This is a genomic window from Seonamhaeicola maritimus, from assembly GCF_008056315.1.
In the GTDB taxonomy this organism is placed as follows: domain Bacteria; phylum Bacteroidota; class Bacteroidia; order Flavobacteriales; family Flavobacteriaceae; genus Seonamhaeicola; species Seonamhaeicola maritimus.
This window is the reverse complement of the sequence record NZ_VRKQ01000018.1, coordinates 273,720-288,167: the sequence shown is the minus strand read 5'-3', so window position 1 is coordinate 288,167 and position 14,448 is coordinate 273,720. Positions and strand designations below refer to the sequence as shown.

Annotated in this window: 14 protein-coding genes; 6 read left to right on the top strand and 8 right to left on the bottom strand. The window is 32.2% G+C overall.

The annotated features are described in order from the left end of the window. Positions 1-43: 43 nt before the first annotated feature. Complete coding sequence (gene kbl / locus FUA22_RS16170) at positions 44-1,231, bottom strand: glycine C-acetyltransferase (protein ID WP_147769627.1); 1,188 nt, start codon at positions 1,229-1,231, stop codon at positions 44-46. A gap of 17 nt (positions 1,232-1,248) precedes the next feature. Next, positions 1,249-2,190 (bottom strand): NAD-dependent epimerase/dehydratase family protein, encoded by a 942-nt coding sequence (locus FUA22_RS16165; RefSeq protein ID WP_147769626.1) that lies wholly within the window; start codon positions 2,188-2,190, stop codon positions 1,249-1,251. Positions 2,191-2,361: 171 nt separating this feature from the next. Between FUA22_RS16165 and FUA22_RS16160 the strand changes: the two genes are divergently transcribed. After that, complete coding sequence (locus tag FUA22_RS16160) at positions 2,362-2,823, top strand: Lrp/AsnC family transcriptional regulator (RefSeq protein ID WP_147769625.1); 462 nt, start codon at positions 2,362-2,364, stop codon at positions 2,821-2,823. Here FUA22_RS16160 and FUA22_RS16155 read toward each other — a convergent pair. The 3 genes from FUA22_RS16155 to tilS are packed head-to-tail and all read right to left on the bottom strand — an operon-like array spanning position 2,820 to position 6,722. Beyond that, on the bottom strand, positions 2,820-3,782 hold the full coding sequence (locus FUA22_RS16155) for a YheT family hydrolase (RefSeq protein ID WP_147769624.1): 963 nt from the start codon (positions 3,780-3,782) through the stop codon (positions 2,820-2,822). The genes FUA22_RS16160 and FUA22_RS16155 overlap by 4 nt on opposite strands. A 2-nt stretch (positions 3,783-3,784) precedes the next feature. Beyond that, entirely contained in the window at positions 3,785-5,407 is a 1,623-nt protein-coding gene (gene ade, locus FUA22_RS16150; RefSeq protein WP_147769623.1) for an adenine deaminase, read from the bottom strand. Positions 5,408-5,411: 4 nt separating this feature from the next. Then, positions 5,412-6,722 carry a tRNA lysidine(34) synthetase TilS gene (tilS, locus tag FUA22_RS16145; protein WP_147769622.1) on the bottom strand — a complete coding sequence of 437 codons (1,311 nt, stop codon included), beginning with the start codon at positions 6,720-6,722 and terminating at the stop codon, positions 5,412-5,414. Positions 6,723-6,986: 264 nt separating this feature from the next. On the opposite strand from tilS, the gene FUA22_RS16140 reads away from it, so the two are divergent. Next, on the top strand, positions 6,987-7,538 hold the full coding sequence (locus tag FUA22_RS16140) for a hypothetical protein (RefSeq protein ID WP_147769621.1): 552 nt from the start codon (positions 6,987-6,989) through the stop codon (positions 7,536-7,538). Here the strand turns inward: FUA22_RS16140 and pabB are convergent. Next, the gene (pabB, locus tag FUA22_RS16135) at positions 7,535-8,827 is read right to left on the bottom strand and encodes an aminodeoxychorismate synthase component I (protein WP_147769620.1); all 1,293 of its coding nucleotides are present in this window, start codon (positions 8,825-8,827) and stop codon (positions 7,535-7,537) included. The two genes, FUA22_RS16140 and pabB, sit on opposite strands and share 4 nt — an antisense overlap. Before the next feature lie 80 nt (positions 8,828-8,907). Here pabB and FUA22_RS16130 point away from each other — a divergent pair, with 80 nt between their 5' ends. From FUA22_RS16130 to FUA22_RS16120, 3 genes are read left to right on the top strand one after another with little or no spacing between them, the layout of a single operon-like run. Continuing rightward, positions 8,908-9,798, top strand: a complete 891-nt coding sequence (locus FUA22_RS16130) for an aldose 1-epimerase family protein (RefSeq protein WP_147769619.1) — start codon at positions 8,908-8,910, stop codon at positions 9,796-9,798. Between the two features lie 37 nt (positions 9,799-9,835). Next, complete coding sequence (locus tag FUA22_RS16125) at positions 9,836-11,188, top strand: DEAD/DEAH box helicase (protein ID WP_147769618.1); 1,353 nt, start codon at positions 9,836-9,838, stop codon at positions 11,186-11,188. Between the two features lie 21 nt (positions 11,189-11,209). After that, complete coding sequence (locus tag FUA22_RS16120; protein ID WP_147769617.1) at positions 11,210-11,989, top strand: S1/P1 nuclease; 780 nt, start codon at positions 11,210-11,212, stop codon at positions 11,987-11,989. Between the two features lie 39 nt (positions 11,990-12,028). Here the strand turns inward: FUA22_RS16120 and FUA22_RS16115 are convergent, their stop codons facing one another. Both FUA22_RS16115 and FUA22_RS16110 read right to left on the bottom strand, forming a co-directional pair. Then, on the bottom strand, positions 12,029-12,505 hold the full coding sequence (locus FUA22_RS16115; RefSeq protein ID WP_147769616.1) for a hypothetical protein: 477 nt from the start codon (positions 12,503-12,505) through the stop codon (positions 12,029-12,031). A 5-nt stretch (positions 12,506-12,510) separates the two neighbouring features. Next, the gene (locus FUA22_RS16110; protein ID WP_147769615.1) at positions 12,511-13,401 is read right to left on the bottom strand and encodes a hypothetical protein; all 891 of its coding nucleotides are present in this window, start codon (positions 13,399-13,401) and stop codon (positions 12,511-12,513) included. 129 nt (positions 13,402-13,530) lie between these two features. Between FUA22_RS16110 and FUA22_RS16105 the strand changes: the two genes are divergently transcribed. Then, complete coding sequence (locus tag FUA22_RS16105) at positions 13,531-14,400, top strand: DUF4349 domain-containing protein (protein WP_147769614.1); 870 nt, start codon at positions 13,531-13,533, stop codon at positions 14,398-14,400. Positions 14,401-14,448 lie beyond the last annotated feature (48 nt).

Below are 14,448 nucleotides of genomic sequence, written 5' to 3'. Positions count from 1 at the left end.
ATTTTAACATGGTCTTGAATATTGTACTATAGTGATTAATGCTTTATAAAACGTCAAGTTCTTTACCTACTTTAGTAAAAGCTTTTATTGCTTTATCTAAATGCTCACGCTCATGAGCTGCAGATAATTGCACCCGTATTCTTGCTTTTCCTTTCGGTACCACAGGATAGAAAAAGCCTATTACGTAAATACCTTCTTCTAATAATTTGGCCGCAAATTCTTGAGCTAAGGTTGCTTCATATAACATAACAGGTACTATAGGATGATCTCCTGGAACAATATCAAAACCAGCAACTGTCATTTCTTGCCTGAAGTATTTAGTATTTTCCTCTAATTTATCTCTTAAATGTGTGGAACTACTTAAAATATCTAGCACTTTTATAGAAGCTCCTACAATAGATGGCGCCACTGTGTTAGAAAACAAGTATGGTCTGGAACGCTGTCTTAACAACTCAACAATTTCAGTCCTAGCCGCAGTAAACCCTCCAGATGCGCCACCTAAAGCTTTACCGTAAGTACCGGTAATTATGTCTACTCTACCCATAACATTTCTGTACTCATGCGTGCCTCTACCCGTTTCTCCCATAAAACCTGTAGAATGACACTCATCTACCATAACCAAAGCGCCGTATATATCAGCTAAGTCACAAATCTTATCTAGTTGCGCAATGGTCCCATCCATTGAAAAGGCCCCATCGGTAACAATTAATTTTCTTCTTGCATCTTTAGCTTCTATTAATTGAGCTTCTAAATCCGCCATATCATTATGATTATATCTAAATCGTTTTGCTTTACATAATCGAATACCATCAATAATGGAGGCATGATTTAAAGCATCTGAAATAATGGCATCTTCGGGTGTTAAAATAGGCTCAAAAAGCCCTCCGTTAGCATCAAAAGCGGCAGCGTATAGAATACAATCTTCCATTCCAAGAAAATCGGCTGTTTTTCGCTCTAATTCCTTATGAATATCTTGGGTTCCACAAATAAAACGAACAGATGACAAACCATACCCATGACTGTCTATAGCTTCTTTTCCTGCTTTAGTAACTTCAGGATGTGATGATAAACCTAAATAGTTATTTGCACAAAAATTTAAAACCTCAGGAACGTTTGTGGTTCCTATTTTAGATCCCTGCGGTGTTGTTATTATGCGCTCAGTTTTAAATAAACCTGCCGATTTAATTTCTTCTATTTCTTGTTGTAAATCACTTTTTATATTTGAATACATGGTCTCAATTATTAAAATTAAATTAATGTTTTGTATTGGTTTCTCAACTTACTTAGCATTACCTTAGTAATATCACTTAAATTATATTCAGATTGCCAACCCCAATCATTGTACGCACAAGAATCGTCAATAGACACTGGCCAATTTGCTGCAATTTCTTGTCTGAAATCTGGTATATATTCTATTTCGAAATTAGAAATTCTTTTGCGAATCTCTTTTGCAACTTCCTCAGGTGAAAAGCTTAAACCTGAAACATTATAAGATGTTCTAATATTTATCTGTTCTTTTGAAGCTTCCATTAGCTGTAAGGTCGCCCTAATCACATCATCAATAAAAATCATAGGAAGCGTAGTATCCTTAGTTAAATAGCAGGAATATTTTTCATTCAAAACAGCTTTATGGTAAATATCAACCGCATAATCTGTGGTACCACCTCCTGGTAAAGATTGATAGCTTATAACACCAGGGTACCTGATTGACCTAACATCTAAATCATATTTATTATAGTAATATTGCCCCCAATTTTCGCCATCAACTTTACTAATACCGTAAACCGTTTCAGGATTTAAACTAACATTATTTGGCGTTTTTATTCTTGGAGCATTCTTTCCAAAAACAGCAATTGAACTTGGGTAAAACACTTTCTCAACTTTATTCAATCTAGAAACCTCCAATACATTAAGCAATGTTTTTGTATTGATTTCCCAACTTCTAATGCGATTTGATTCGGCGTTTGCAGACAATATTGCTGCCAAATGATAAATTTCTGTGACTTTATATTGCTTAACCACCTCTTCAATTCTTTTGAAATTAGTGGCATCAATGACTTCAAAAAGGCCTGTGTTGGATTCTCTTTTCATAATATCAGAAGCAACAACTTTATCTGCTCCATAGGAACCTCTTAGTGCCTGAGTAAGCACGGTTCCTAACTGTCCATTTGCTCCAATTACTAAAATCATAACACAATACCAAAAGCATTAGTTACTGCCAAAGTTAACATACAGAACACATTCAATTACTATATTGAAATTAATTAAGTAATAATAGTTTTAAATTACATTTATTACAGTTATATTTACTTTTAAATTTAAACTTTAAGCATTTCAACAATAATTTTTATTTAGGCTTTTATGGAAAATTTAGATGAAACCGATATTACCATTCTTAGAATTCTTCAAAACGATTCTAAAAAAACGGCTAAAGAGATTGCTAAAACTTTAAACTTAACTGTTTCTCCTGTTTATGAGCGTATTAGACGACTTGAAAACCAAGGGTTTATAAAAAAATATGTAGCTATACTTGATAAGAATCTTCTTGAACGCTCGGTGACTACTATTTGTCAAGTTTCTATGCGCTACCATAGTGAAGCTTTCATAGAAAAATTTGAAGAGCAAATTCAAAATTTAGATGAAGTTCAGGAATGTTACCATATGGCAGGTCAGGTAGATTTCATTTTGAAAATAAACACCAAAGGGCTAGAAGATTATCACAATTTTGTAAAATATAAACTGTCTAAGATTGAAAACATTGGAGTTCTAAACAGTACGTTTGTTTTGAAGGATATTAAAAACTCTTCGGAGTTTTATATTTAATTTAAATCTTGCACAAACTCTAACGCCCTACGCTCATTGTAATACACGTTCTTTTTATCAATAAAGGCAACATGCCCACCATGATTAGGCATTTCCAGAAAGATATTCGGTTGGTTTTTTGCTTCCTTAACCGGATAACACTCTGGAGATAAAAACGAGTCATTTAGTGCATTAATAATAAGTGTTGGGATTTTTATATTCGGAATAAATTGTAAACTACTACATTGTTTATAATAATCAAAAGCATCTTTGTATCCATGAGCCTTTGCGGTATAAATGTTATCAAAATCTTTTAGTGTTTTGATGCTCTTTAGTTGTTCTTGTGATAAACTACCTGGAAACTTTTCAATTTTCGATTTCAGCCTATTTTTTAAGTAAAACAAAAACCAAATGGCATATGGCCTGTTACCTACTTTATGAAGTTGCCTACTTGAACCATTCAAATCACATGGCACAGAAACAGCCACTGCAGCCTTAATTTCAGAAGGAACATCATCCCTTTCACCAAGATATTTGAGTATCATATTTGCTCCTAAACTGATACCATGAAAATAGATTTCTGAATAATTTTTTACAGAAATAATATGCTGTATAATGTCTTCTAAATCTTCAGTTGCCCCAGAATGATAACTTCTATATTTCAAATTTTCATCACCACTACAGCCTCTAAAATTCACGCTTAGAGCATCAATACCATTTTTATTAAAGAGTTTAGCAGCCCCAATCATATAAGGTCTTTGAGCATCACCTTCTAAACCATGAAGCAAAACAATAAGCTTATTTGTTTTTGGTTTAGAATAACTCCAATCTAAATCTAGAAAATCGCCATCGGATAACGAAATTCGCTCGCGTTCATGAACAACACCATTAACCTTCCTGAACAAACCAGAATAGGCAGTTGCAATAAAACCACTTCTAAATAAAAAAGGCGCCTTGTAAGTAGATTCTATTATCGGCATTCTTAAATAACTTCTAAAGATGTGAACTTAAAGCCAGTTCCGTTAAACAAACCTTTGTCGCTTAATTTCAATGAAGGGATTACCAAAAGTGCCATGAAGGATAAAGTCATATACGGAGCGTGTAATTTACTCCCCATTTTCTTCGCCATAGCATCAATTTCTTGATATAACTCTGCCACTTCTTCCCCGTTTTTATCACTTATAATACCACCTATTGGGAGTGGTAATATTTTTTCCTCTGAATTGGAAACAGCACAAACACCTCCTTTGTTTTTAATGATTAAATTAACGGCTTTACAAATGGCTTCATCAGACACCCCGATTGCTATAATATTATGCGAATCATGACCTACTGAAGATGCAATAGCCCCTTCTTTCAATTCGAAATTTTTGATAAATGCTAAAGCTGGCTTTTGGTTTTGGTAACGATTAACAACCGTCATTTTTAGGATATCATCATCAATATTCGAGATTAGATTACCATTTTCTGTTTTTGAATTAGCAACCAACTCATTAGTAATTAATTGCCCTTCTAACGCTTCAATAACTCGAATTTTTTCTGATAAAGATTCAATCTTAAAATCTGAAACTTGCTTTAACTCACAATTAAAATTATTTATTGATTTGAAGGAAACTGAATTAATTAAAGACACTCCCTCATCATATACCAAATCTCCATTGATATAAGTTTGAATGGTTTTAAAATTTGCCAAATCTTCAACAACAATAAAATCTGCAAAATCACCAACCCGCAATTGACCCACATCTAAATTATAATGGTCAACAGCATTAATACAAGCCGCTTGCAGCACCTTAAAAACATCAATTCCTTTTGCAACTGCTCTTGCACAAAGCTCATTAATATGGCCTAACATTAAATCGTCTGGATGTTTATCATCACTACAAAACATCATGTTTTCATAATGCTCTGGAAGCAATCCAATTAATGCTTCAAAATTCTTAGCAGCGCTTCCCTCTCGGATAAGTACTTTCATCCCTTTTTGAAGTTTCTCTAAAGCTTCTTCATGAGTAAAACATTCATGATCTGTTGTAATTCCAGCTGAAATATATTTGGTTAAATCATCTCCCATTAATCCAGGAGCATGACCATCAATAGGTTTATTATGGGCTTTTGCCCAAGATAGTTTTTTTAAAACCTCATCATCATCAAAAATAACTCCTGGATAGTTCATCATTTCTGTGAGGTACTTTATATCTGGGTTTCCAAGAAGTTCGTTTATATCATTTGAGTCGATAGTAGCTCCTGCAGATTCAAAAGTTGTTGCTGGCACGCAGGAAGGCGCCCCAAAATTGAATTTTAAAGGGACTTTCTTTCCATTTTCTATCATGAAATTAACACCTTCTAATCCACAAACATTGGCAATTTCATGTGGGTCTGACACCGTAGCCACTGTTCCGTGTGTAATCGCAATTTTTGCAAATTCACTAGGAACTAACATAGAACTTTCTATATGTATGTGAGCATCTACAAACCCAGGAATAATAAAGTACTCTGAGTCATTCTCCTTTTCTTCAATAGCAATTATTTTGTCATTTTCAACAGTTATTTCACCCTTAAAAATGCGCTTATTATGTATATCAACAATGTTGCCCTGTAGTCTCAATTACTTATTTTAATTCAACTTTAATAATCTCTTCGGTTTCTTCGGTTACTCTAAACCTATTATCTGCTCTTCGGTTTACAACCCAAACAATATTGTCTTCTGAACACAATAACAGCGTACTTTCTTTATCTAAAAGTGAAAGTTTTTCATCTTTGAAATACTTACTCACTTTCTTTTTTCCTTTCATTCCAAAAGGAAAAAACACATCTCCCACCTTCCATTGTCTAATTAATAGAGGAAACTTTAACAATGCCTTGTCTACATAAATTGCCGTAATACTATTATTCTGTATTTCATCTACTTCTGAAAAGGATAATATACCAAAAGGAGTTTCAACCTCCTGATTACTATCCGTAATAGTAATTTCAATTAATTCTCCTGGAACAATTTCACTTAACAATAAACTATCCTGATGCTTAATCAATCTATGTGTACTAGATAAAATATACTTGCCAGATTGCGCATCCAGTAGATTTAAGGCGTCATTCCACTCTGTGAAACCATAATCCTTAAAAGTTTCAAATAAATAAGCTCTTGGGTTATTCTGCTTTTTAAATTCAGACACATTAAAAGTCATTTTATTGTCTTCAATACTTTCTACAGCATCTTCAAAAAATAACTCTAAATGGTCCTCTACTATATCAGTAGCATCGCCTAAGTTATTAATGGTACTTTGGTAACTCTGAAGTAAACTAGGGTTGATTTCCTTAAGAATTGGAATCACCTCATGCCTCAATTTATTTCTTAAATACTTTGTAGAAGCATTGCTACTATCTACACGCCATATTAAGTTATTTGCCTTTGCATAATCAATCACATTCTCCCTAGAGAAGGGTAATAGTGCCCGTACAAATTTGTTGTTTACCTCCGGAATCCCAGTTAAACCATCTAAACCAGTTCCTCTTGAGAAATTAATTAAAAAAGTTTCTAAATTATCGTCGGCATGATGCGCGGTCAGTATATAATCAAAACCCAACTGTTGCGCTAATTCATCAAACCAATAATAGCGTAATTCTCTTGCCGCCATTTGAATAGACATCTTATTTTCACTGGCATAACCTTCGGTGTTAAAACTTTCCGTAAAAGCTTCAATATCCAAATTATCAGCTAGTTGAACAACAAATTCTTCATCACCATCACTTTCTTTTCCACGTAAATTAAAATTACAATGAGCTAGTGAAATATCTAAACCAAGTTGATAACATAAATGCGTTAACACAACGCTATCAACTCCACCTGAAATGGCAATTAAAAGTCTTGCGTTGTTGAGAAAGCTTAAATTATAAAGAATATGGTTTTTAAAAGGTTCTAGCATGACTCAAAGATACAACTTTGCATAGTTAATTTTTAGCTTTTACTAATTTTCATATGACAAAAATCATATCACAACTTCATGTTTTATTCTACCTTAATAAGGTAATTTTAAACTTGTTAAGTTATGTGTAATGTCAATAAATTATCCGATAAAAATACCTTAAACAAATTCAATCAGAAAGTAGTTTCAGCTACACAACATTTACAGGCCTACGTAAAACACCGGTTATACATAGCTGAATCCACCAAAATAATTCCTAAAAACATGTATAAATCACATGATATTATAGATGAAGGAATTGCCAAATTTTATGAACGTGGATATAATATTGATGCTGACCCTGCCATTATTAAAATTGAATTGTTTAAAATAGTTAATACCGATCTAGACGAATTGTTTAAAAAAGAAGCTTTTCATCAAAACACAATGAGTACTCAAACTATTTTAGAAGATGAATTGGAGGGATTAAAGGAAGTGTTTACTGCAGATGAAGGTTTTGAATTTATTATGAATGAAGAATTAAGTGATATTTCATATCACCAAGACCATGAAGAAAAACCTGTTTTTGTATATGATGATAATAATACATCCATTCAAAATGCTTTTGAAATTTCTGATATTTCTACCAAGCGTAACAAACATTTATTAGGTAAATATTATACATGGTTACCGCTAAGAGTATCAGATATTGTAGATTTATTTGTGTTTGGCAAATTATCGTTTGAAGAAATTGCGAGAGTTAAAAATATTGAATCAAAACGTGTTGAGCGTGTTTTAGAATTAGCTATTGAAGATTTTAAACAACATCTAATTTAGTTCTCAAGAACCTCGCGCATTGCCTTGGCTTTTACCAAGCATTCTTCATATTCCTTCAAAGGACTACTTTTGGCTGTTATTGCCCCTCCAACTGAATATGACACATATTTTTTTGAGGCATTGTATAGTATACTTCTGATAACAACATTAAAATCAAAATCACCTTCAGGTGTGAAGTATCCTATAGCTCCAGAATAAACACCGCGTTTTGACTCTTCAAGTTTTTCAATGATTTGCATTGCAGATATTTTGGGAGCACCTGTCATACTTCCCATTGGAAAAGTACTTTTAATAATATCTACAGGATTTGTTTGAGGCTCCACCTTAGAAGTTACTGTTGATATCATTTGATGTACTTGTTCAAGGGTATACACTTTACAAAGCTCTTCTACTTTTACACTTCCTTTTATAGCAGTTCTAGACAAATCGTTTCGCACTAAATCTACAATCATAATATTCTCACTGCGCTCCTTCTCGTCATTTAGCAACTCTGAAATCAGCTTTTCATCTTCTTCAATAGTTTTAGCACGTTTGGCAGTTCCCTTTATAGGTTGAGAAATAACTATTTTACCTTGCTTTTTTAAATAGCGTTCTGGTGATGCGCTTAATACATATTTATCACGAAATTTAAGATAAGAAGCAAAAGGTGGTTTTGAGATTTTATTAAGCTTAAAATAGGTTTCTAATGGATTAATCTTAGTGTCTTCAGCATAAAACTCCTGACAAAAATTAGCTTCATATACATCACCCCGATGAATATGATTTAACATGGTTTCAACCTTGTTAAAATACTCATCTTTATGGATACGAAGTTTAATTTTAATATCATTATGTACCTCCTTATTTGGTGACTGCCTGAATTCTTTAATTTCGATTAAATCTGCTTCAAGTTCGTCATCAACAAAATTCAAATACTGAATTTCAACGTCATCTTTACTAAATAAAAATATTTTTTTAGGCTGAAAAAAACATAAATCAGGAAAACCCAAACCGTCATAATTATTGGAGCTTAAATCCTCAACATCATTCTTTAAATCATAAGTTAAATAACCAAAAACCCAATCTTTAGTAGTGTTTTGATATTCCTTTAAATCATCAAAAGCCTTTATACTGTCTGTTTGAATACTTGTAAAAGCATCTACAGCCAATATAGCTTCATAATTAGAATACTCTTGATTGTAATTGTTAGAATCTAACCAAACAACATCATCAAACTGCTGCGCCCAATGCAAAACTTGGTTCTTAAATTCTTTAGAGTTTACCGGTGTATAAAGTCTTTTTGTCCTCAATAAAAAAGATTAAGTCGCAAAGTTACTTAGAATAGTTAAAAAATTAAGAATTTTGCTTGCAAGTTTAAATACATTAACCAATGTACACTTTAGAGAACAACAAACTTAAAATTACTGTAAAAAAAATAGGAGCTGAGCTTTGTAAAATAACTTCGGTTAAACATAACACTGATTTTATGTGGGATGGTAACCCAAATATTTGGAGTGGTTATGCACCAAATTTATTCCCAATAATTGGAGCATTAAAAGACGACTCTTATTTTTTCGAGAATAAAGTTTTTAAACTACCTAAACATGGCTTTGTTAGGCATAATAGAGACATTAACCTTAATAAGCAAACCAAAGATTGTCTTGTTTTTAAACTTATCCATAATGAAGAACTGTTAAAGAGTTATCCATTTATGTTTGAGTTTTACATTTCGTATAAACTAATTGATAACACCATTGAAGTTCTTCATACCATTAAAAACATTGATGACAACCCAATTTATTTTTCTTTAGGTGGACACCCTGCTTTTAAGTGCCCTGTATTTGAAAATGAGAAATATGATGATTATACTTTAGAGTTTAGTGAGGTTGAAAATTCTAAAACTCACATGGTAAACACACAAAATGGATTAATAATATCTAAAACAAAACCTATTTTCAACAACACAAATAAGTTGCCGTTAACACGTGATTTATTCAATGAAGATGCTCTTATTTTTAAAGATTTAAAATCTAGAAAGGTCGCTTTAAAAAGTAATCTAAATGGTGAAATTTTATCTTTTAGATATCCAGATTTTAATTATTTGGGTATTTGGGCGAAACCTAATGGCGACTATGTTTGTATTGAACCCTGGCTTGGAATTGCAGACAACGAAAACACCAATCAAGATTTCAAAACAAAAGAAGGAATTATAAAACTTGATGCTTACAAAACGTTTAAAGCAAGATACTTTATAGAAATAAACAACACGCTTCTACACTAAAATAATAAGCGTAACTTTGCCCACTAAATTGTACAATGTGACTTTCAGAGATTTAAATTTAAACACTCCTCTTTTTAATGCTCTTGATGATTTGGGTTTTGAAACACCTACACCAATTCAAGAACAATCTTTTAATGTAGTAAGCTCTGGTAGAGACGTTGTAGGAATTGCCCAAACAGGTACTGGTAAAACGTTTGCTTATATGCTACCTATTCTAAAAAACTTAACATTTTCTACCCAGGAAAACCCAAGAGTTTTGGTTTTGGTTCCAACGCGCGAACTAGTAGTTCAAGTTGTTGATGAGATTGAAAAGCTTTCAAAATATATTAATAACAGGGTGTTAGGAGTTTATGGCGGCACTAATATTAATACTCAAAAACAGGCTATTGCCGAAGGTTTAGATATTTTAGTTGCTACTCCTGGCAGATTATATGATTTAGCTTTAAGTAGGGTGTTACAATTAAAATCAATTCAAAAACTGGTAATAGATGAGGTTGATGTAATGCTTGATTTAGGGTTTAGACATCAATTGATAAATATATTTGATTTGCTTCCAGACCGACGTCAAAGCATTATGTTTTCAGCTACTATGACAGAAGATGTGGATGTTTTGATAAATGATTTTTTTAGAAATCCAGAACGTGTCTCTGTAGCTGTTTCTGGAACACCCTTGGATAATATTTCTCAAATCAGGTATAATGTACCTAATTTTTACACAAAAGTAAATCTGTTGGAACACTTATTAAATGACACAGAAACCTTCAACAAGGTTTTAATCTTTGTGGCTTTCAAACGTATGGCCGATAGGCTATTTGATAAATTAGATGAAAATTTCAAAGAAGAATTGTGCGTTATTCATTCTAATAAAACGCAAAACTATCGTTTAAGAAGTATTGAACAATTTAGAGATGGTCATAACCGTATTCTTATTGCAACAGATGTTATGGCTCGTGGTTTGGATATAGACAACGTATCTCATGTAGTTAATTTTGATACACCTTTATATCCTGAAAATTATATGCACCGCATTGGTAGAACGGGTCGTGCAGAGCGAAAAGGAGAATCTTTAGTGTTTTCTGCCGAGAAGGAACAAGATGCTATTGACGGTATTGAAGCTTTAATGGACATGAAAATTCCGTTGTTAGAATTACCGGAAATGGTTGAGATTTCATCGGAATTAATTGAAGAGGAACGCCCGCAAATAAAAGAACGAAATAACCCTACTAAAAGAAGAGACGAAGATGCTCCCGGACCAGCGTTCCACGAAAAGAAAGAAAAAAACCAAAAAGAAAATCTAGGAGGTTCTTATAAGTTTAAAATTGCAAAAAAGTATAAAAAACCTAAAACTAAAGGTGATAAGAATTATAATAAAAGGAACAAGAGGAAATAAATTTCAGTAAACCCCTAAAAAATGAAAGCAAAGCATTTTTTCGCACTATTAATCTGTTGTTTAATAAACTTTAAGGTATCTGCAAAACCTGATTGGGGTTCTACAGGACATCGTGTTGTTGGAGAGATTGCAACAAAATATTTGAAACCAAAAACCAAACGTGCCATTAAAAAATTACTCGGAAGAGAATCCTTAGCACTGGTTTCAACTTTTGCTGACGAAATTAAATCTGACAGACGCTATAATGAGTTTTACACTTGGCATTTTATTAACATGCCATTGGACGCTAAATATGACCCAGCTAAAAGACATCCAGATGGAGATTTAGTTAGTGGTATAGAGCAATGCATCAATATTATAAAAAGCGAAACATCTTCAGATGAAGACAAAGCTTTCTATTTAAGAATGCTAATACATTTGGTTGGGGATTTACATCAGCCAATGCACGTAGGTTTAGAAGAAGATAAGGGCGGAAATGATTTTAAGGTGCAATGGTTTTATGAAGATTCTAATCTGCATAGAGTATGGGACACAGAAATGATTGACACCTATGGCATGACATATACTGAATTAGCAGACAATGCTAGATTCATCTCTAAAAAGGACATTAAAGAACTTCAAAAAGGCACGGTAATAGATTGGGTAAATGAAACTCATGAATTAACTAAAAATGTTTATGGTTCTATAAAAAAAGGTGATAATTTAAGATATAGCTACTCATACAATCACTTCGATACAGTAAGATCACAACTTCAAATTGCGGGAATAAGATTAGCGAAGGTTTTGAATGATTTGTTTTAGGAAAGTAGAGCTTGTCATTCCAAGTCGAAGATAAGATGTCTATTCTCTAGAAAACCTAACCTTATTAGATTTCAATTCTTTACCGTCAACTAAAATAGTATTTGAGGTTATATAGGCAAAAACAGAATCTTTGATGTTTACAAACTTTGAATTAATATCAAACTCAATTTGTAATTTACGAAGTGTATCAGCTATCTTAATTTGCTCTCCATTTAAGCGGATGTTTTGAATTTCAAAATCATCATTTATTTTAAAGCCAATAAGTTGCTCTGAAGTATAGTTTTTTAACTGAGCAACAATGTCTTCTTCAAAATCTGGATGTTGAGATTTCAATTTTAATAAATCAAAATACTCTGATAGTTTTTGAGCTGATAAGGTTTCATAATTATCTATTTCAGAGAATTCAGCTGGCTTATTAATTTCAACCACTTCATTTTCTACATCGGTGCTTTCAAGTTTATAAGCTGATTCATTTTTACATGAAAATATCAAAACAAACAGCAATATGTTAACCATATACCTCATTTTACAATAAACTTTAGTTTCACAATTTGTTCATTCTTCATGGTTTTATGTAAAACCTGTATGCGTTTTAGGTTCTGTGTTGGGATTGTTAGCAACCTAATAAACTCTTCCTTTGTAAACACCTCTACCCCCACACTACTATCAAACAATTGATATATTTGAGCATCATTGGCAATTAAACCCTCAAGTTGTATTTTATGTTTTTTCCAATCTTTAACCTTTCCATTTGAGTAATAATGCAACATAAGCGCATAGTCATCGGTAAATAGTTTAACCGTTTTGTTAATATTAGAATCAATGTATCTAGTAATAGTATCTGTCTTATGGTAAGGTGACTGCACTACAAATTTCACAAAATCCGCCTTGGTTATATAAGAAAAACACCCTGAACTATCCGTTTTAAAATATAGTGGAGATTCATCGTTTTGTAAGACTTTAATATCGAGCACAATCTCTGTGATAGATCGGTTTTTAACTTCGTCAACAAAACAAAAATGAAACTCATTCTCTTTATCCAAACCCCAATACATCAATGCAAATACCAAAATTGGAAACCCTATAAACAAATATCTCTTTTCAAAGCGTCTCTTTTCAATAGTAACAGAAATAGATTCTTTAAATGCATGCCAATTTTCAAACTCAACATATTGAGCTAACAAATTAAGCATATCAATTCTAGGGAGTTTTTGGGCTTCGTTTTTAAAGTAAGTGTAAAACCATTTTTCACTTACTTTAGCTTTCACTTTATTAAAAAGATCTTCCTGAAACAAAACAATATCCTCTCCTTTCCATTTATTTATCGAATCTGGAGCACTATGATGCCTTAAAAAAGAAGCTGCAATAGCTTTTTTTAATTCATTGAAGTAATAAGCGTCTTCTCTATTCAAACTTTAATCAATTGAAAACAAACGCATTACAAATTGTAAAATAATTTACAAATGAAATACAATGCTTTTACAAGGCAACTCTTTCATGAGGCACTAGGTTTGTTTTTTAAATCTTAAAAATATAAAATTATGAAAGCAAAACCATTAAAAACATTATTTAAAATTACATTGACTTTCTTCATGCTTATTGTCATTTTTTCTTGTCAGAATACATCAAAACATAATGAAAGTGTTATGCTAGAAGAGGTTGAAGTAGCTCAAGATTTTGAATCAGTTTCAAATCAGGATTCAGAGAAAGCCCTAAAAGTTGGAGCAACAACCAGCAGCATACCGAAGAACTTAAAAATTATAAAATCGGCAAAGGCCAAATACAAAGTAAAGCATGTAAAAAAGGCTACCAATGAAATAAAGCAAGTAGCTATTAAATACGGAGCATACATTTCTGATATGCGGTTTGAAAACAATCTGTATCAAAAAGCTAATAGGTTTACTATTAAAATTCCACAACAACATTTTGATTCATTCATGGACTCAATTAGTGGAGTTGCCGAATTTATTGATTATGAAAACATAACAACACAAGATGTTACAGAAGAATATATTGATTTGCAATCACGACTTAATACTAAGCTTGAAGTTAAGAAGCGCTATGAATCAATTTTGCGTAAAAAAGCAATTACCGTAGAAGATATTTTAAATACTGAAGATAAAATAAGAATCATTCAAGAAGAAATTGAAGCAGCTCAAGGCAGACTTAAATATTTAAGCAATAAAGTCTCGTTTAGTACTATTCAAATTGATTTATATGAAACAGTTGATTATAAAGAAGAACCAGTAACATACAATAAAACCTTTTGGACAAAATCTAAAAATGCATTGTCATTTGGTTGGGAGCTTATTGAAAATTTATTATTGGGTATTCTTCATATTTGGCCATTAATAATTACTGGTACGCTACTTATTATCTATATTAGAAAACGTTTGTTGCTAAAGAAGTAAAAACAAAAATCCCTTTTCATTACATTGAAAAGGGATTTTATACTATAA

Coding starts and splice junctions, on each gene's coding strand:
- kbl (WP_147769627.1), bottom strand. CDS start 1,231: ATGTATTCAAATATAAAAAGTGATTTACAACAAGAAATAGAAGAAATT.
- FUA22_RS16165 (WP_147769626.1), bottom strand. CDS start 2,190: ATGATTTTAGTAATTGGAGCAAATGGACAGTTAGGAACCGTGCTTACT.
- FUA22_RS16160 (WP_147769625.1), top strand. CDS start 2,362: ATGGAAAATTTAGATGAAACCGATATTACCATTCTTAGAATTCTTCAA.
- FUA22_RS16155 (WP_147769624.1), bottom strand. CDS start 3,782: ATGCCGATAATAGAATCTACTTACAAGGCGCCTTTTTTATTTAGAAGT.
- tilS (WP_147769622.1), bottom strand. CDS start 6,722: ATGCTAGAACCTTTTAAAAACCATATTCTTTATAATTTAAGCTTTCTC.
- FUA22_RS16140 (WP_147769621.1), top strand. CDS start 6,987: ATGTATAAATCACATGATATTATAGATGAAGGAATTGCCAAATTTTAT.
- FUA22_RS16130 (WP_147769619.1), top strand. CDS start 8,908: ATGTACACTTTAGAGAACAACAAACTTAAAATTACTGTAAAAAAAATA.
- FUA22_RS16120 (WP_147769617.1), top strand. CDS start 11,210: ATGAAAGCAAAGCATTTTTTCGCACTATTAATCTGTTGTTTAATAAAC.
- FUA22_RS16115 (WP_147769616.1), bottom strand. CDS start 12,505: ATGGTTAACATATTGCTGTTTGTTTTGATATTTTCATGTAAAAATGAA.
- FUA22_RS16105 (WP_147769614.1), top strand. CDS start 13,531: ATGAAAGCAAAACCATTAAAAACATTATTTAAAATTACATTGACTTTC.